Source organism: Bacteroidota bacterium (assembly GCA_041658205.1).
Taxonomy (GTDB): Bacteria; Bacteroidota; Ignavibacteria; order UBA10030; family UBA8401; genus UBA8401.
The window spans coordinates 2480374-2499446 of record JBBAAO010000001.1 but is presented as its reverse complement, the minus strand read 5'-3'; the positions used below and the strand labels follow the sequence as shown (position 1 = coordinate 2499446).

Annotated in this window: 12 protein-coding genes; 10 read left to right on the top strand and 2 right to left on the bottom strand. The window is 41.8% G+C overall.

Features of this window, described 5'->3' with window-relative positions:
* The first annotated feature begins 107 nt into the window (after positions 1-107).
* From WDA22_10290 to WDA22_10245, 10 genes are all read left to right on the top strand, one after another.
* On the top strand, positions 108-590 hold the full coding sequence (locus WDA22_10290; GenBank protein MFA5833851.1) for a heme-binding domain-containing protein: 483 nt from the start codon (positions 108-110) through the stop codon (positions 588-590).
* A 177-nt stretch (positions 591-767) separates the two neighbouring features.
* Positions 768-2210: a tetratricopeptide repeat protein gene (locus WDA22_10285; protein ID MFA5833850.1), complete on the top strand. Its 1443-nt coding sequence runs from the start codon at positions 768-770 to the stop codon at positions 2208-2210.
* A gap of 4 nt (positions 2211-2214) precedes the next feature.
* The gene (locus WDA22_10280; GenBank protein ID MFA5833849.1) at positions 2215-7014 is read left to right on the top strand and encodes a choice-of-anchor D domain-containing protein; all 4800 of its coding nucleotides are present in this window, start codon (positions 2215-2217) and stop codon (positions 7012-7014) included.
* Positions 7015-7046: 32 nt separating this feature from the next.
* Positions 7047-8198: a hypothetical protein gene (locus tag WDA22_10275; GenBank protein MFA5833848.1), complete on the top strand. Its 1152-nt coding sequence runs from the start codon at positions 7047-7049 to the stop codon at positions 8196-8198.
* A gap of 49 nt (positions 8199-8247) precedes the next feature.
* Positions 8248-9012 (top strand): CsgG/HfaB family protein, encoded by a 765-nt coding sequence (locus WDA22_10270; GenBank protein ID MFA5833847.1) that lies wholly within the window; start codon positions 8248-8250, stop codon positions 9010-9012.
* 25 nt (positions 9013-9037) lie between these two features.
* On the top strand, positions 9038-11536 hold the full coding sequence (locus WDA22_10265) for a hypothetical protein (GenBank protein ID MFA5833846.1): 2499 nt from the start codon (positions 9038-9040) through the stop codon (positions 11534-11536).
* A 104-nt stretch (positions 11537-11640) separates the two neighbouring features.
* Positions 11641-13794, top strand: a complete 2154-nt coding sequence (locus tag WDA22_10260; GenBank protein ID MFA5833845.1) for an adenylate/guanylate cyclase domain-containing protein — start codon at positions 11641-11643, stop codon at positions 13792-13794.
* Positions 13795-13930: 136 nt separating this feature from the next.
* Positions 13931-14605: a succinate dehydrogenase cytochrome b subunit gene (locus WDA22_10255; GenBank protein ID MFA5833844.1), complete on the top strand. Its 675-nt coding sequence runs from the start codon at positions 13931-13933 to the stop codon at positions 14603-14605.
* Positions 14606-14623: 18 nt separating this feature from the next.
* Positions 14624-16537 carry a fumarate reductase/succinate dehydrogenase flavoprotein subunit gene (locus tag WDA22_10250; protein ID MFA5833843.1) on the top strand — a complete coding sequence of 638 codons (1914 nt, stop codon included), beginning with the start codon at positions 14624-14626 and terminating at the stop codon, positions 16535-16537.
* Between the two features lie 10 nt (positions 16538-16547).
* Positions 16548-17285, top strand: a complete 738-nt coding sequence (locus WDA22_10245) for a succinate dehydrogenase/fumarate reductase iron-sulfur subunit (protein ID MFA5833842.1) — start codon at positions 16548-16550, stop codon at positions 17283-17285.
* 70 nt (positions 17286-17355) lie between these two features.
* On the opposite strand, the gene WDA22_10240 is transcribed toward WDA22_10245, so the two are convergent.
* Both WDA22_10240 and pheA read right to left on the bottom strand, forming a co-directional pair.
* Positions 17356-18237 carry a permease-like cell division protein FtsX gene (locus tag WDA22_10240; GenBank protein ID MFA5833841.1) on the bottom strand — a complete coding sequence of 294 codons (882 nt, stop codon included), beginning with the start codon at positions 18235-18237 and terminating at the stop codon, positions 17356-17358.
* A 1-nt stretch (position 18238) separates the two neighbouring features.
* The gene (gene pheA / locus WDA22_10235; protein ID MFA5833840.1) at positions 18239-19072 is read right to left on the bottom strand and encodes a prephenate dehydratase; all 834 of its coding nucleotides are present in this window, start codon (positions 19070-19072) and stop codon (positions 18239-18241) included.
* Position 19073 lies beyond the last annotated feature (1 nt).

Sequence of the window (19073 nt, the reverse complement as noted above, 5' to 3'; positions counted from 1 at the left end):
TACGGATCAATGGTGAGTCAAGCAAGGGTGTTATGTGATTTCTCTGTTTGCATCTTTCTTTTGGTTTTTCCATATTCACAGAGTCAAAAACTTTGAAAAGGATTGTTATGAATTACAAAAAAATTGCCAAAGTGGCTGTGGTTGTTTCAGCAGTTGTTTTTCTCTTTATGCAGTTCATCCAACCAAATCGTGACAATCCTTCATTCGATTCCGCAAAGACACTTCAATCAGAGTTGGCAATTCCGGCAAATATCAGTTCGCTTCTTGATAGAGGATGTAAAGATTGTCATTCCAATAAAACGGTCTGGCCATTCTATTCCTACATTGCTCCGGCTTCTTGGCTGGTTTCCTACGATGTGATGGAAGGACGGAAGCATTTCAATATGTCCGAATGGGGAAAATATAAATTTAATAAAAAAGTCCAAAAGCTCTCTGGTATATATCAAGCGGTTACCGATCGATCTATGCCCCTTCCGAAATACATTCCGTTACATTCTGAAGCAAATTTTAGTGATGCCGAACGCGATACTCTTGCACGGTGGGCCCAAACAACTGCCGAAAAAATGATGGGAGGAGAAGAAGAGGAATAACGTTTCTATGTCACAATCGCTTTTTCTCTGTGACGCGTCGTACAACTTCATTTCTCATTTTCTTCTTTGTTTGTAGAGGATTTTTAACCAATACACGACCTGAACGGCAGTGGATTAGCAATTGTTGACTACCGTAGCAATTTTTACAATATTTGCAGTACCTATTGGAGTTTATTCATGAAATCTTCTTTACGCCGTGCAATACTTTTGTTCACCTGCTTGGCGATAATGCAAATCTCGTGCGGTCCCGGTCTCTCCGAAATAACCACCAATCTTATTGAACAAGGAAGAAATGACGAAGCAATTGCGCGTATGAAGCGTGCTTTGATTCTTTCGCCGGACCGGCCAGAATATATCAAATTGATGGCGATTGCACACTATAATAAAAAACAATATGATGATGCAACGAAACTCCTTCAGCAAGTTTTAAAGTTAGATGAAGAGGATGATCAGGCGGCGTATTACATTGCCGCATCGTACGAAGCAAAACAGGATTACAACAAAGCGATACAATACTATAGAATTTATAATGAATTAACCTTCTTCGGTGAGTATAAGGAAGTTGTCGAAACACGTATTAAACTTCTTTATCGTCAGCAGATGGAATTGGAAGCTCAACGTGCTTTGCAAATGGAACAGCAATTAGATGTTGCAAGGATCCCCGCGAATACGATCGCCATTCTCTATTTTGAAAACAAAGGACAAAAAGCAGAGCTGAATCCGCTTCAAAAGGGTCTTTCGGAAATGATGATCACGGATCTTTCGAAGGTGAAATCGCTTAAAGTGTTAGAGCGAATTCGATTGCAGCAATTGATCGAAGAAATGAATCTTTCTGAGACAGATATGGTTGATCAAAAAACTGCTCCACGGTTAGGGAAATTATTGGGAGCTAATAGATTGATTAAAGGCTCGTTTTTTGATTTGACGGGTAACAAAATAAATATTGATGCGTTTGTTGCAAAAGCTAAAACCGGTGAGATTGATGCCTCTACAAATATTTCGGGAAAAGTTGAGGACTTTTTCCGAATGGAGAAGGATCTTGTCTTTAAGATCATCGACCAGATGAAAATAAAATTGACCGATGAAGAACGAGAGGCGATTCTTGAAATACCTACAGAAAATTTCTTTGCGTTCCTTCAATATTCTCGAGGTCTAGATTTTGAAGACAGGGGACTGTATACCCAGGCATTCCAAGCGTATTCTCAGGCTGCAACAGCCGATCCGAATTACTCACAGGCAAAGACTAGCGCAGCATCTGCAAAAAAATCAGAACAGATCGTTGGTTCTACTTCGTCCTCTTCTAACGATGCAAAATCGTCCGAACAAAGCCAGACTGATCAGAAGCAATCTGATCAAAAGCAAGGGCAGCAAACGACGTCTTCTTCGGGAACAACTTCGTCAAGTACATCCCGCACTTCATCGTTTGCCAATGTCCCGCCACCGCCACCGCCACCAACAAGTTCAATGGGAGGTGGAGGAGCTGGGAATATTATTAATGATCGCATCGGCAATCTCATAGGGAATATCAATAACACAGTCAATCCAGGAACTGGTTCTCAAAACACACCACCTCCTTCGGTTATTGATCCTTTGAAACCGCCGCCATCTCCGCCGAATTGATGTCATGTATAAAAGCATAATTGTATCAACCTTGATGTTGGGCACGTTCCTTTTTGCTCAGCAGCCTAAACTTTCTTCTCTCGGACCCAAGGGTGGGGTGATTACACATCTTACTGGTTCTCTCAATGACGATGTTATTTTTGCCGTTGTGAGAGAAAATGGATTATACCGTTCCATTGATGGTGGAGAGAGTTGGAATAAAGTAACCTCGCAGAATTTTAAGAATCTGACTATCGGTGAGATTACCTTGCACCCTAGATCTTCCGATACTGTCATGATGGCCACAACCATGGGGCTCTATCGGAGTACTGATAAGGGATTTTCATGGATGCTTCAATCAGCTTTTCCCTATCCGACCTTTAGCATTAAATACTCTCTTGCCAATCCCTCAATTATGTTTGGTACTGATTTCAACGGAGTACTTCGGTCGAACGATGCAGGAAAGACATGGCTTCCTCTTAAAGACAATGTCTATTTTGGAAATCGCACAGCATTTAAAGTGGCTGTCCATCCGTCCGATATCAATAATATCCGGGTGATCGTTTCCACGGGGTTTGCCGATTCTGTTGGTTTATTTTTCTCTCCGGATGGCGGTCAATCATGGAAACCGTTCAATAAGAATTTACCGACAGGTGCGGCACGCAGGATCTATGCGATGGAAATTGATACGACGGGAATAGGCACCATCAATTTTAGAGCTGTCATAGGAACCGCTGACGGAATGTTTGGTGTACAATCAGATTATGCAGATACGGCATGGCAGGCGATTAAAAAAAATAATATTCCCATCTCCGGTGTCATTACCGACGGGGTTCTTGTCTATGATAAATTTGATCCAACGGCCGGACAAAATGGTGAACATAAATTTTCGTTCTTTGTTGCTTCTAATGCTTCGGAATATAACGGCAGACCAATGCCGAGTACCGTTCAGCATGGCCTTTTTAAGATAGATTCCAGACTCAACAGCATTATCTCAATCAGTCCATTCAGCCAGCCGCCGATCACCAAAGTTTTCGATGGATTGTCCGACATTATGTCCATTTTTGTTCCGTATGGAAAAGATAAAGGAAAGATATACATGGGAACAACTGCCGGTGTTTTTATCAGCAACGATACCGGAAACACGTGGCAACATAAGAACGATGGAATTTTTCAAACACTCATTCGTAATCTCGTATCGGTGCACCAGACGCCGACGGTTATACCTGTCTTTGCTGGGATCTTCGGCGGCGGTGTCGTGCGTTCCAATGATGAAGGACTTACCTGGAATCCGGTGAATCTCGGATTGACAAATCCATACGTTACTGCATTGGCCGTTGATCATAAAAAGGATTATCTCTACGCAGGAACTGCTTATACAATGTATCGAAGCACAAATTACGGTGTGCTTTGGGCACCAGTCTTTACAGTCGATTCATCCACTATTATCAACAAGCAAGAATTTACTACTGGTAAAAATGAGATGACTATTCGAATCTCATCAAAAAATCCAGACTTTCTTTTATTGCACACGAAAGCATTTGGATTAAGACTTTCCACAAATGGAGGGAGTTCGTGGTCTCTAGTTTCTTCACCATTTCCGGTAGATACAACGCATGTTCCTGAACATTTTGAATTTGACCCGATTGACAGCTTAACAATCTATTATGCAGGATATGGTCTACATAAATCGACAAATCTTGGTCAGACCTGGATCGATATTTCTGGTAATTTGCCGAAATCCGTTTTTGTTCCCACCGCTTCTAGAAATTTAGTGTTAACGACAATCAGTCCAACAATTAATCCCAAAAATAACAAGGAAATATTACTTCCATCCGTTTTCGATGAACAAAAAAGTGGTCCGTACCGAATATTCAAAACAATAAATGGAGGTACAATTTGGGATTCTCTTATTGTCCCTGCCTATGATGTTATCTACGATTCGTTCGACGATAAAAAACTCATTGCGACAGGACCATATGGTGTCTTTGGGAGCGAAGATGGTGGTCTTTCGTGGAAGAATTTTTCCGATTCCCTTCAAGCAAGCTGGTACACGCTGATTAATGCCCACGCAACGAATCAAAATATCTTTTATATCGGCAGCGAGAATGGTGCACACAAATTGGAATTTACGGGATCTCCCAGTCTAAAAATTGATACCACAGATTATTATTTTGGAAGTTTATTGGCCGGGAAAGATTCAATTCAAACGATTTTGATGAGCAATAAAAATGGAACCAGAAAGGTAACGGTTCAATTTTCAATGTTAACCGATTCAGTAACATTTCGTTATCCAGGTCCTCGTCAGTTTGAAATACTACCAGGTGATGAAGTGAAACTTCCTGTTCGGTTCGTATCTCTTTTGTCAGGTTCTCATACCGCTAAACTTATTTTTGTCAGCAACGATAATCTTTTACCTGAAATAGTATTCAATCTTTTCGGTCATACATTTACACGAGATGCATTCGACAAATTTGTGTTTGACTTTGGATCGGTCACAGTGGGAAAAGATTCTGTGCTCAATATTCCGATCGATAATAGTGAAGGAATAAAATCTCTTGGTATATCTTATCTTGGCAAAGTCGGGGATACCATATCGTTCTCATATTTAAGTGCAATATCACTGACTGTCGACAGTGGCAAGAGCGCAACAGTGGCGATTAAGTTTGCTCCTCGTACAGTAGGTGAAAAAACAGCATACATTCGTTTCTCAACGACTGATGCACGCTTTCCGCTGATTCAATATCGTCTGAAGGGTGTTGGTGTTGCGAAGAATTTTATGTCGAGAAAAATTCTGATCGATTCATCCGTTGGTTTTTCTACCAGCAGCGGTGTCAATATTGCCGATTATTATAAGATCCTGACGCTAAGCTTGCGGCGTGCTGATATTGCAGTGCAGTATCAAAAAAGCGGATCGTTTGAAAGTTATAACGCTCTTGTGTATGTGCAGCCGGATGCTCCCCCGCCTTCCGAGATGGTCGATTCGCTGCAGCGTTATGTGAACAATGGTGGCACTCTAGTATTGGTTGGAGATTACGGAGCGAAGGGGAATCAACACTTAACAACATTTCTTGAAGATTCCGGTTGGTCAAAAAAATATAATTCAAAAACGGGAATACGATTCAACACAGATTTACTTCTCGATTCCATGTTTACTAATCCGGATAATGCCGGTATTGTTATTGCTAAGCCGTTCAAATCCCATCTCTATACTTATAGTGTCGACAGTGTCGTAATGTTTCTGCCAGGAAGTCTATCCGTCGATACAAGTCTGCGCTATGTAGAGCCGTTGCTCACCGCAAAATCAAAGACGCTTTTCTCTGTGAATCTTTCCGACACAAGCGCAAAAGCAATCTCGAACGCATACATCGCTGCCGTATCAAAGATTGGAAAAGGGAAAATTATTGCTCTTTCGGATTACGATATCTGGTGGAACGGAATTCCGGATGATACAACAAAACCATTGGGAGTATTCGGCGGAAAGAATTTACAATTTGCATTCAATATTTTTGGTTTGGTAGACAATCTTCTTGCACTGTTAGAACCGACTCCACAGGAAGCGTATGAGATGATCAGTATTCCATATGCATTTACTGATTCGAGTGTTGAAGCTCTGTTCAAAGATCTCGGAAAACCGAATAAACTACTCTGGAGAATGTTCGGACATTATGATCAACGGACCGGATATGCCGAATTTCCGGATGACTTTAAAACTGTCCGACGTGGTGAAGGGTACTGGTTGATTGCCAAGAATCCGGTCAGCATGAATTTGGGGACAACAACCGTTCAAGCTACGGAAGAAGATTTTGAAATCGTATTGCATCCTGGATATAATATGATCGGTAATCCGTTCCCGTATAAAGTCAGCTGGAAAAATTCATTCCGGAGCGACAGCGTTGAGAATGTGATATGGTCTTATCATGACGGTAAGTATGACTCAATCACTCAGAATATGGACGCGTACCATGGCTATTGGGTAAAGAATAGGGGAAAACTTCCGAAGATTATTCGGATCAATTCTCTGCTCGTAACTGAAAATAGCAATATACCTAAGAAGCAAGATTGGCATGATGAATTACTACAGAATGAATGGAAGTTACAGCTTTCCGCAAGGACAGCAAAAACAGCTGATGATAAAAACTTTATCGGAGTGCTCAACACATCGGTCGATGGACTTGATGAAAATGATTTTTCGGAACCACCGACTGCTCCGGAGCATTCTATAAGCATTTCAATCAAGAATACGGAAGGACGGTTGGCTGCGGATTACAGAGCATTCAATGCAGAGGGAAATTTTTGGGATATTGAAGTCATATCCAGTGAACCAAATATACCGGTATCCATACTATTATCAAAGTTTGGTGCGATAAAACCTGATTTCAAAACATATTTGCTTGATAATAAACAAGAACGTGTGTATGATATGTCCAATTCGAATGAATATTCATTAAAATTAGAGAAAAATGAGAAGATTCGTTCATTCAGACTTATTGTTGGCAGTCAAAATTTTGTAGAAAAGAATACGAATGGTATTCCAATTATTCCATTAGCGTACGCTCTGTCACAAAATTATCCAAATCCCTTCAATCCAACTACGTCGATACAGTATTCCGTGTCACACAGTGGAATGGTAATGTTAGAAATATTCAATGTTTTAGGGCAAAAAGTTAAAACGGTTGTCAATGGATTTAAACCGATAGGTTCATATATTGTGCAGTGGGATGGTAACGATAATCTTCACAAATCGGTTGCAAGCGGTATCTACTATTATAGATTGAAGGTTAACGAATTCTCGTCGGTCAAAAAGATGACCTTCATCAAATAAAACAATACAATGTGATGATTAATACATCTTTAATGCTACGCTCTTTCCATATTTCTACCGTTATTTTTGCGGTAACATTACTGTTCTTTGACACTACGCTGGCACAATTTGAACAGCCAGGGGGCAGCAAATCTTTATTTAGCGGGGCTTCGGGCATGTCACTGGGTGGAACGCAGCAGCAATGGACTTTACAAGATTCGGGTACAATTTCCCAACAATCTGCACCAATTTCCATCTCCATTCCGCTAGGAGATCGAATGTTGTTTTCTGTGACCAATTCGGGAGCAACAACAAAATTTGATACGGCGAAAGTATCAAGTATTGTCGATACCCGTTTATCGTTATCGTATGTCTTTCCGGGCGAAAAATTTTGGTTAACAGGAGGTGTCAGTATGCCGACTGGTAAAACAAAATTGAACACGTCGCAACTACAACTTGCGGCGCTTATTTCTCAGACCGCATTTGCTTATCGTGTTCCGACATTCGGACAGGGGCTGAGCGGAAATATCGCAATAGTCTATGCCGGGACGATTACACGACGGATGGTTGTAGGACTTGGTGCATCGTATTACTACAAAGGAATGTACGAACCAGTCGAAGCTGCATCGAAGTTTGAATATGATGCTGGAGATGAGTTTTCACTGAACCTTGGGTATGATTTTATTACCTATTCAAAAATTGCACGAATTTCGCTCGACCTTACAGCAACATATTTTTTTGAAGATAAGTTGAATGGTACGACGGTTTTCCATTCGGGACCAAGAATGATCGGTTTAGCGGCATATACAATAAAGACCGGCAGTATGAATCATCTCTTACAGATTCGAGTACGATACCGTTTACCGAACACATTTTACAATGGTTCGACAACGACAAAATATGACGCAACAACGCAGACGGAAGGTCTCTATTCACTCTCCTATCCGTTGAATGAGTGGCTTTTGGGAACAGCAGTTGGTGAATTGAAAATGTTTACGGCAGATCAAATTCCTGTAGCAGGCGTGCCGATTGAAACAGGGAAAGCAGCGATCGGTTCAACAGGGTTTGATGTAACATTCTTATTCTCGGATTTCTTTTATCCGACGCTGAATGTTCGGTATGCGCTTGGAAACATTACGCTGGAAGGTGTTTCAAGGGATGTGCAGGGTGTTGAAGCCGGTCTGGGTGTACGAATCGTCTTTTAATGAGAAAAATTATTCACTTATCATATCATTGTACTGGAAGGAAATCAGTATGAAACAGAAACATGTACTCTTTGGTTTGCTAATGCTATGCGCTGTTGTGTTGAACAGTGTTGTGTTTGTTCAACAAGCGTACGCGAGCGATCCCAAAACTATTGCAGTTCTGTATTTTGAAAACAATAGCGTTGTCGATAAAGACAAACTTGATCCGTTGAAGAAGGGATTGGCGGATATGATGATCACAGAGATGACTAAGATTAAAGGGATCAAAGTTGTTGAACGTCAGCGAATTCAATCAATCATTGAAGAACTGAACCTGAATGAGACCGATATGGTCGATAAAACAACCACGCAGAAAATGGGAAAACTGCTCGGCGCGAAAGTGATGCTCTTTGGTGGATTTTCCAACCTGTTCAATGATCAGCTTCGGATTGATGTTCGAATTGTTCGAACAGAAACAGGAGAGACATTAAAAGCGGAACAAGAAACCGGTGAACTGGACGAGTTTCTTACCATGTTGCAGCTTCTCGTGAAAAAAATCGCGAGCGATTTGGAAGTGAAAATGACTTCCGAGGATGAAAATAGACTTGAGGCATCGAAAGACGGTAATTTTGAAGGATATATTACCTATGCCCAAGCTTTAAATTTTGAGGATCAAGGAAAGAAGTACGAGAAACAAGGAAAAAAATCCGATGCGAAATCGTCATACGAGAGTGCAAAATCGATGTACCAAAAAGCATGGGATGAATCCGACGGTTATGAACCTGCCAAACAAAAGGTTGAAGAAATGACCACTGTAATATCGAAATTGAAATAATTATTCATCATTCAGGAGAAGAAACATGAAACGTATTCTTTCGTTACTATGTGTGTTTTCGCTGCTCGGGACTGTTATGCAGCCGGCACGTGTGTTGGCCCAAAATGCCGATATGCCGCGTGTAATGGTTATTGTCGATGAAAAGATTGATAATGTAGACGCGACGGCAAGGAAAGTAGCTGGGAAAATCGAAAAAGCATTACTGGAAAAAGGATATCGCATCGTCGATTCACGACAGTTCTCGGAAGTTCGTGCGCGTGACGTTGCTGCTGCTGATGCGACCAAAGCAAAAGAACTTGGAAGACGGTATGGCGCTGAATTGATTATTGCCGGCGGAGCGCAGGCAAATTTCGGCGGAGAGAAAGAAGTGTACGGAATCAAATCGAATGAATTTACCTCCGATGGTGAAGTGAAATTGATCATCACCGATACCGGCGAGATCCTTGCCGTTTCAAGCGCGTCATCAAAAAAATCTTCACAAGGAAAAGCACAAGCAGCTTCCAAATCGCTGGAAGAAGTCGGAGATTTGCTTGCCGTAGATTTGATGGCGAAGATCGAAATGAAAATGAAGGAGATGAAAGAAAAACCGATCATCGTTGAACTTATTCTCCAAGGTGTGAACGATGCATCGTTAGTAAAAATTGAGTCCGAATTGCCGTCAAAAATTGGACTAATCGAAAAAATGAAATTGCGCTATATGGAAGGGGGTTCCGCTTCGTATGATGTGTTGATGAAAGGGACTCTGGACGATCTTCGCAAAGCATTCTCTGGTATGCAGGAATATTCCGTTGTCGGCGCATCCGGTAATCGTCTGGATGTTTCGACCAAGACAAGCGGAATCAAAAAAGCGAGCACGATTCTTTCCAGCGCACTGGAGATTACAGAATTCAAAGTGGAAAATATCTTCCCGGCGCAGTTTGTGTATTATTCCAAGAATCCTATCGGAGCTGTAACGCTGGAAAATACAGGGAAAGCAGATATTAAAAATATTAAAGCAAAGATTTTTATTCCCAACTATATGTCGTTTGCTTCTGAACAGATGATTCCGCTGCTGAAAGCAGGAGAGAAAAAGACGTTTGAAGTTTCAGCAACGTTGGATAAAGATAAACTCCTCGCTGTTAGCGAAAATACAATTGCTCAGATTAAAACGGAAATCTCCTATAATCAAGGGGGAGAGGAAAAAGTCCGCAGCATTACAAAACCGGTAACAATCTACAGCAAGAACTCTATCAGCTGGAACAAACCAAATCATGTCGGAGCATTCGTAACATATAAGGATGCATCGGTAGAGAATTTTTCACGGAATGTTGTCGGCACGGTGAAGTTCGATCAGTCGCTTTATCCTAATGCTTCGCGGAATATGCAGAATGCAATGAAAATTTGGGATGCAGTCCGTGCATTCTCAATCAATTATGTCTCCGATCCCTGGGTTGTTGCAGAAGGGGATGTGCTTGATGAAATCCAATTTCCGCGACAAACACTGGCAAAGAAAGCAGGGGATTGCGACGATAGCTCCATTCTCCTTGCCGCATGTTTAGAAAATCTCGGCATCCGCACGATGCTGATTGGAACAGCAGACCATATTTTCATTATGTTCGATACGGGAGTGAATAAAAAGAATGCTTCACGTGTCAGTTTGAATGATCGTGAATATGTAGTGCGTGAAAATACTGTCTGGATTCCTCTGGAAACAACAATCATCAATAAACCCTTCTCGGAAGCATGGAGCATGGGTGCAGGTGGATATTACAAGACCGTTGATGCAAACGGGAAATTGGATATTATTGATGTCCGAAAATCTTGGGAAAATTCTCCACCGAGCAACTTAGCAAGCGACGAAAAAATTGCGGCGACGCCGGCTGCTGCAGATATTGAGAAATTGCTTTCGGCTGATGCGCAGAGCATTTCGAATACCAATAACGAAATGGCAAATCAAAAAGTAGCGTTTCTTAAAGGACAAAATAATGAAAAATCGTCCAATGAAGCTGCCGTTATTTTAGCCAATGCAGGAAAGTACGATGATGCGATCAATGTTCTCACATCATACAAATCCGCATCAACGCAGAACAATCTTGGAAATATTTATTTGTTGAAAGGGGATTCGCTGAATGCGTTTAAGAGTTACACGGCGGCTATGAGTGCTGATGCCAATGACGGCGGAATTCACTTGAATATGGGACTGCTGAAATATCTTGGCGGCGATCATTCCGGTACCGTTGAATCGTTTGCATCGGCCGTGTCGAAGTTCTCTTCACAAGAACAGGCATATGCGGAACTTGGTATTGATAACATCGTTGCGGAAATGGGACAAACACGTGCAGCGGAAAAAGGTGCATTTGTCGACAAAGGAGAGTTGCAAAGCCTATTGTTCAGCGCTTTGCAGGATCTGCAGACACGCAAGGATGCCCGTACGGCAAGCCGTCAGGTTCGGCGCGGAGAAAATAAATTTCTTTTCGGCGGACGACGCGGTATCGATCCGACGGCGTTGGCAAACATCAAAGACTTCCTCTATTGGAAAATATAGTTGGATAAATTGAATATTTTTTTGCAAGTTACCCTCCGATTCGGAGGGTAACGTGTTTTAAAGGGAAAAAATCGTCCAACCTATCTTTCAACCTTCGGGGTGTTATGAACAAAAAATTAATAAAGTCTCTTATCGCAATTCTGTTTGCGATCCTTTCGATTGGTATTACCAGCGTTTTATTTCACTTGGAGTTTTTCAAATCCTTGGAGTTGAATGCGTATGATGCACTGCTGCAAGCGCGAGGCGTGCGGCCACATACCAATAATGTGGTAATCGTAACGATCGATGAATACACTATGAAAGAGTTGGATTATCCGATTCCAAGAGATAAGTACGGAACTCTCCTTGCAATTCTTGCTCAAAGCGGTGCCCAAGTAATCGGCGTCGACGATCTTTTCCCGACAGTACGGCAAGATAGTATTTCACAGTATCAAAATGATCAGTTTCTGTTTTTTCACGCCTATGCTCCAAACGTCTATCATGCCATTGGTCCGTTTGTTCCGAGCGAAGAAGATCCTGGAGAACGACGAACCGTCGATATTGATGCTGCGAAAGTTTTGCGGCAGCACTCAATTCCCAAACACGGACAATTTAATTTCCCCCAAGCAACATACATTGATGAACGCCCTATCGATACACTTGTCAATTTAGCAGCAGGTATCGGACATATTCTTATTCGACCGGATTCGATTGATGGTATTATTCGTTCTGTGCCATTCTTTGTGGAATATGCCGGTGCGTATTATCCCACGTTTGGTGCAGCTATGGCGTTTGCCGCTGCGCAAATTGATCTTCAAACGATAACAGTTGAAGAGAATGAAGAAGGTGGTTTATTAGTACATGCTGGACAATTAGAAATTCCACTGGATGATCAAGGATATTTACCGGTGGATTACGCCGGACCAGATGATGTATACCAACAGATTTCATTCCAGGAAGTTTTGGATGCATTCGTGAAGAGAGATGAAGCCACTCTTGCAAAGTTTAAGAATGCTGTTGTGATTATTGGACCGACCGCTCGTTCCATCGGTGATCATAACGCAACGCCGATGTCACAAATTTCACCGAATTGTTTCGTGCATGCCAATGTGTACGACCAGATTATCAGCGCAAAATATATTTCTCAGGCAAAGTTCGATGCACAGATAATGTTCCTTGGTATTATGGCGCTGATAGTTTCGATTGCCGCAATTTTGTTAAAACTCCGCTGGAGCCTCCCGATAGGAATTTTACTGATGGGCGGTTACGTCATGTTCGCCTATTCAACATTTCAAAATACCGGCGTTGTCTATTACCTAGTTGAACCAATATTTGCCCTCTTCTTTTGTTTCGCTTCTGCCATGTCCTATAACGCTGCAACGGAAGGAAGGCAAAAAGCACAAATTAAAGGAATGTTCGAAAAGTATGTTGATAAAGCTGTTGTCAAACAAATTCTGGATAATCCCTCCTTGGTGAAATTAGGCGGTGAAGAACGCGAGATTACCACCTTATTTGCTGATATCGAAGGATTCACCAGTATGGCTGAAAAGATGGGTCCGACCAATACTGTTGGAATGTTGAATTCGTATCTTACCGAAATGTCGAATATCATTATTGAACACGGCGGAACGATCGACAAATATATTGGCGATGCCATCATGTCATTTTGGGGAGCGCCTCTTTCTGATGCAGACCAAGCATTTAACTCCTGTGCAGCGGCGATTAATATGCAGCGAAAATTGACAGCGTTGCATACTAAATGGATTCATTATGGACGCCCGGTAGTAAATCAACGAATTGGCGTTAATACTGGCCGCGCTGTTGTTGGGAATATGGGTGCCGAAACCCGATTAAATTATACGGCGATTGGCGATGCGGTAAATCTTGCTGCACGTCTTGAAGGGGTAAACAAAGAATATGGAACGCGCCTGTTGATGAGCGAGTTCACATATCGAAAAGTTCATGATAAAGTACTTTCAAGAGAAATGGATCTTGTTGTCGTGATGGGAAAATCTGAACCGGTACGAATCTATGAATTGATTGCGTTAGCTGATGAAGTACAAACAGATGCTACCAAAAAATTTCTGCAATATTATCACGATGGTTTGGAAGCGTATAAGAAACGGGCGTGGAAAAGTGCCATTGATCAATTTAATCAAGCACTTTCCATCCGTAGAGATGATATTGTTTCGAATCTCTATATTCAACGGGCAACAATGTTTTTGGATGTTCCACCTCCCGATGATTGGAACGGCGTTTTTGTGATGACGAAAAAATAAGATGTATTCCTTCTTTAAGTAAAGGCTGAACAGTCAATGTTCAGCCTTTACTATTTTTGCCTGTTTGTTTCATTGATTTTTCATCATTTCTTTTATACTTTGTCTCGGCAAATTTAACGAATAAAACTTCACTCTTATGAATCCTTTCTTCAGATTTATCAATTCTTCGGTCGGCAAAAAAGTCCTTATGAGTCTGACCGGAATCTTCCTTTCTGTCTTTTTAGTCGAACATCTTGCTGGCAATCTTTTGCTTTTGAAGCAAGATGGGGGACAAGCCTTCAATGATTATGCGAAATTTATGGGAGGGAACCCCATTGTCCGAATTTTAGAGGTCGGTTTGCTCGGCTTTGTACTGTTGCATATTATCAATGGTATCCGTTTGTGGTTGAGCAATCGAAGTGCGCGGGACAAAAGTTACGATGCGTATAAATTGGATGAGAATACCACATTCCAATCTCGCATGATGAAATTATCGGCTGCTCTGGTGTTATTATTTCTGATTATCCATTTACGCAAATTTTGGATATCCGCCCGCTTCTTAGATGAACATGATATCGCATCGATTGTATACTATACATTTCAACAACCTGTGTATGTGATATTTTATCTCTTCTCATTGTTTGTTCTCGGTTTCCATCTTCGTCATGGTTTTCAATCTGCATTTCAGACATTAGGACTCAAAACGACGAAATATCATTCCTTGATTGAATTTGTTGCAGTATTATTCTGGCTTGTTGTTCCAATCGGTTTCGCGATTATCCCGATATACATCTATTTTTTTAGCGGAAGCCCGGTCGCTTTCGTTCAATAATGTAACTCTGAAAAATTTATGACACTCAACTCAAAAATTCCCGAAGGACCATTAGAGAAAAAATGGTCAAATCATAAATTCAACATGAAGCTGGTTAATCCGGCCAATCGACGGAAATATAAAATTATCGTCGTTGGAACAGGGCTTGCCGGTTCATCGGTAGCAGCAACGCTTGGTGAACTTGGATATAATGTGCATGCTTTCTGTTATCATGAATCTCCTCGCCGCGCTCATAGTATTGCAGCACAAGGAGGCATTAACGCTCCGAAGAATTATGCCAATGATGGTGACAGCGTTTACCGTCTGTTTTACGATACGATTAAAGGGGGAGATTACCGGGCACGCGAAGCGAATGTATACAGATTGGCGGAAGTGAGTGGATTAATCATCGATCAATGCGTTGCCCAAGGTGTTCCATTTGCCAGAGATTATGCCGGTTATTTGGATAATCGTTCTTTTGGCGGTGCTCAGGTATCCAGAACATTTTATGCCCGTGGTCAAACAGGACAGCAGTTGCTTTTAGGTGCATATGCAGCCCTGAATCGACAGATTGACAACAAAAGCGTAAAATTTTATGACCGACGTGAAATGCTGGATGTTGTGATTATTGACGGAAAAGCACGAGGTATTGTCGCACGAAATCTTATCAGCGGAAAAATTGAATCGTACACGGCAGATGCTGTGGTGCTTGCCACCGGTGGTTATGGAAATGTCTTTTTCCTCTCCACAAATGCTAAAGCAAGCAACGCAACAGCGGCATGGCGTGCGCATAAAAAAGGAGCACTGTTCGGAAATCCTTGCTTCACGCAGATCCATCCTACATGCATACCGGTTTCTGGAGAGCATCAATCAAAATTGACACTGATGAGCGAAAGTCTTCGGAATGATGGCCGGGTATGGGTACCGAAAAAGAAAGGGGATACACGAAATGCGAAAGATATTCCTGAAAACGAACGCGATTATTATTTAGAGCGATTATATCCTTCCTTTGGTAATTTGGTTCCTCGTGATGTTGCCTCGCGTCGTGCAAAAGAAATGTGCGATAACGGTTACGGCGTTGGTGCTTCGAAGATGGCAGTTTATCTTGACTTTGCCGATGCTATCAAACGATTAGGACGTGAAGCGGTATTCCAAAAGTACGGAAATCTATTGGATATGTATAAACAGATTACGGGTGAAGATCCTTACAAAGTACCAATGCGAATTTATCCCGCCGTCCATTATACAATGGGTGGATTGTGGGTCGATTATAATTTGATGAGCACAATTCCCGGATTATTTGTGCTTGGCGAAGCGAACTTCTCCGACCATGGTGCAAACCGACTCGGCGCCAGCGCACTGATGCAAGGACTTGCGGATGGATACTTCATTGCTCCCTATACGATCAGTGATTATCTTGCCAGCAATAAATTTGTACCGGTAAAAGAAGAAAATAAGGAATTTAAAGAAGCTGAAGATTCTGTCACAGCGACAATCAATAAATTGTTGAGTATTGACGGGACGAAGACTGTTGATGAATTCCATCGCGAGTACGGTAAAGTGATGTGGGATTATGTCGGTATGGGACGTACCAAAGAAGGTTTGCAGAAAGCATTAAAACTCCTTCCTGAGATCCGCCAAAAATTCTGGAAGGAAGTGAAGATCACCGGCAATGCGCACGATATCAACACGGAACTGGAAAAAGCGCAGCGTGTTGCGGATTTCATGGAGCTTGGCGAGTTGATTGCCGTTGATGCATTGCATCGTGAAGAATCATGCGGCGGCCATTTCCGCGAAGAGTTTCAGACGGAAGAGGGAGAAGCAAAACGGAATGATAAGAAGTTTTCGTATGTTGCTGCTTGGGAATATACCGGAAAACCTGGGAAACCGAAATTGAATAAAGAACCATTAGAGTTTGAAGAAGTACATCCGTCACAACGGAGTTACAAATAAGGAGAAATGAATGAAACTCACGCTTAAAGTTTGGCGACAAAAAGATAAGAATGACGAAGGCCGTTTTATTGAATATACAGCGAAAGAAGTATCTCCGGATATGTCGTTTCTTGAAATGCTTGATGTCGTCAATATCGATCTCGTCAAAATAGGGGAAACACCGATTGTATTCGACCATGACTGCCGCGAAGGAATTTGCGGAAGCTGTGGAATGATGATTAATGGACGAGCTCACGGTCCGGGACGTGGAATTGCGACATGTCAATTACATATGCGTAGTTTCAACGATGGTGACGAGATTGTCATCGAACCGTGGCGTGCTACTGCATTTCCTGTCTTGAAGGATTTGATGGTCGATCGCACTGCCATGGATCGCATTATGCAAGCCGGCGGTTACACATCAGCAAAAACAGGCGGAATACCTGATGGAAACTCGATTCTGGTGCCCAAACCGGTAGCGGATGAAGCATTTGATGCCGCAGCATGTATCGGCTGCGGTGCTTGTGTTGCGGCTTGTCCGAACTCTTCTGCAATGTTATTTGTTGGTGCAAAAGTTTCGCAATTGGCACTATTGCCGCAGGGACAAGCAGAACGGGAAGTACGCGTCACACGAATGGTTGCACAAATGGATGAAGAAAAATTTGGAAGCTGTTCAAATACCTATGCGTGCGAAGCGGAATGTCCAAAAGGGATTTCGGTCACTCATATTGCGCGGTTGAACAGAGAATTTATCTCAGCGCAATTTTAATTTCCAATACGTTTTAAAAAACTGATGCCCGAACACCACGTTCGGGCATCGCTGTTTTTGGAAGAACCTATTACTGCATTACGATATTTTCTGAAATAAATCTTTTTACCGACCAACCGCTTCCAAGCAGACCGAGAATCATTCCAAAACACATCATAGCAAGATAAAAATATATTTCAACGGAAAAAAATTCAGAGAGTTCCTTGCTCACAAATGTTTTTGCAAGATAGATAATACTCCAAATCAATCCGGCAGAAAGAGCACCTCCTAATAATCCATGCAAGATTCCTTCAATCAAAAACGGCATGCGAATGAAACCGCGCGTCGCGCCAACAAGTTTCATTGTCGTGATCACTTTCCGTTTTGCATAAATCGTTAAACGGATCGTATTGGAGACAAGGAATATTGCAGCAATAAGCAATGTCAATCCGATAGCAGCACTTGCACCGATGAAGATTTTCACTCTTCGATCAAGAATTTCCAAAAGAGTTTTTCTATAAACAACGTCGTCAACACCGTTGATTGCCGATAATGCGGAAAAGACTATTTTTGCACTGTCCGAGTTCTTATAGTCATCGGCAAGACGAAGCTTGTAGGAGGCTGGGAGTGGATTGAAGTCCAAAACAGAATTGATATCTTCGCCAAACTCTTTTTTAAATATTTTTGCTGCATCCTCTTTGGAAATATATGTGGAACTGACAATGCCGGGGACATCCAACAATGTGGATCTAATCTTTGCTGATTGTGCTGAATCTGCTTCGGATGCAATAAAGACTTCCATCTCCACCTTATCACGAAATGACTGAATGATGGAATTTGTGTTGCGATAAATGATTGCAAACAATCCCAACAGCAGCAAGGCTATGGTCATTGTAAAAATTGTGATGACGGATGAAAGCCGAGCACGCTTAAATCCTGAGACACCCTCTTTTAGGGAATAAAAGATTGCCATATTATTGTACCACCTTGCCAATTTCATATGACCCAAGAATTTTAACGGAGGAGGTCATTTTTTTCAATTCTTTGAATGCAGAAACAAAGTCGCGATCATTTTGATCGGATTCTACATCCACAAAAAATAAATATTCCCATGGCTTGCCGACGAATGGACGAGATTCTATCTTTAAAAGATTGATCTTCCGGTCTGCAAAAAGGGAGAGGCAATGTACCAGTGAACCGGGAACATGCTTTGTCGCAAAGATAAGCGATGTCTTAGCGTGTTGTGCCGGATGTGATTTCCTTTTGGACAGAATAATGAATCTGGTAAAATTGCGATGATCGGTCTCAATCCCTTTTTTAAGAATCTTGAGAGAATAATGTCTTGCTGCCTGCTCGCTGGCTATCGCTGCTGATGTAGTTAATTGCTTTGTGGCAATCATTTTTGCCGCTCCAGCCGTATCATAAAACTGATGGAGTTTTACATTTTTCAACGTCCGTAAATATACATCACTTTGGCCTAATGCTTGAGGGTGTGAATACACATTCCGAATATTACTTAATGTTGTCGTCGGCAGTGCCATTAAATTCATTTTAATCCGTAATTTAATCTCACCGACTATGTTCAAGGAATATTCCTGTAGGAGATCGAAATTTTGATGCACGCTTCCGAATAATGAATTTTCGATCGGAATTACCCCAAAATCAGATCGACCTTTTCGGACATCATCAAACACATCACGAAAGTTCTCACGTGGGACAGCGGTGCAATCATTTTGAAAATAAGCAATAGCGGCCTGTTCGCTGAATGCTCCGTATTCACCCTGAAATGAGGCAGTAATTTTTTTCATT

Coding starts and splice junctions, on each gene's coding strand:
- WDA22_10290 (MFA5833851.1), top strand. CDS start 108: ATGAATTACAAAAAAATTGCCAAAGTGGCTGTGGTTGTTTCAGCAGTT.
- WDA22_10285 (MFA5833850.1), top strand. CDS start 768: ATGAAATCTTCTTTACGCCGTGCAATACTTTTGTTCACCTGCTTGGCG.
- WDA22_10280 (MFA5833849.1), top strand. CDS start 2,215: ATGTATAAAAGCATAATTGTATCAACCTTGATGTTGGGCACGTTCCTT.
- WDA22_10275 (MFA5833848.1), top strand. CDS start 7,047: ATGCTACGCTCTTTCCATATTTCTACCGTTATTTTTGCGGTAACATTA.
- WDA22_10270 (MFA5833847.1), top strand. CDS start 8,248: ATGAAACAGAAACATGTACTCTTTGGTTTGCTAATGCTATGCGCTGTT.
- WDA22_10265 (MFA5833846.1), top strand. CDS start 9,038: ATGAAACGTATTCTTTCGTTACTATGTGTGTTTTCGCTGCTCGGGACT.
- WDA22_10260 (MFA5833845.1), top strand. CDS start 11,641: ATGAACAAAAAATTAATAAAGTCTCTTATCGCAATTCTGTTTGCGATC.
- WDA22_10255 (MFA5833844.1), top strand. CDS start 13,931: ATGAATCCTTTCTTCAGATTTATCAATTCTTCGGTCGGCAAAAAAGTC.
- WDA22_10250 (MFA5833843.1), top strand. CDS start 14,624: ATGACACTCAACTCAAAAATTCCCGAAGGACCATTAGAGAAAAAATGG.
- WDA22_10245 (MFA5833842.1), top strand. CDS start 16,548: ATGAAACTCACGCTTAAAGTTTGGCGACAAAAAGATAAGAATGACGAA.
- WDA22_10240 (MFA5833841.1), bottom strand. CDS start 18,237: ATGGCAATCTTTTATTCCCTAAAAGAGGGTGTCTCAGGATTTAAGCGT.
- pheA (MFA5833840.1), bottom strand. CDS start 19,072: ATGAAAAAAATTACTGCCTCATTTCAGGGTGAATACGGAGCATTCAGC.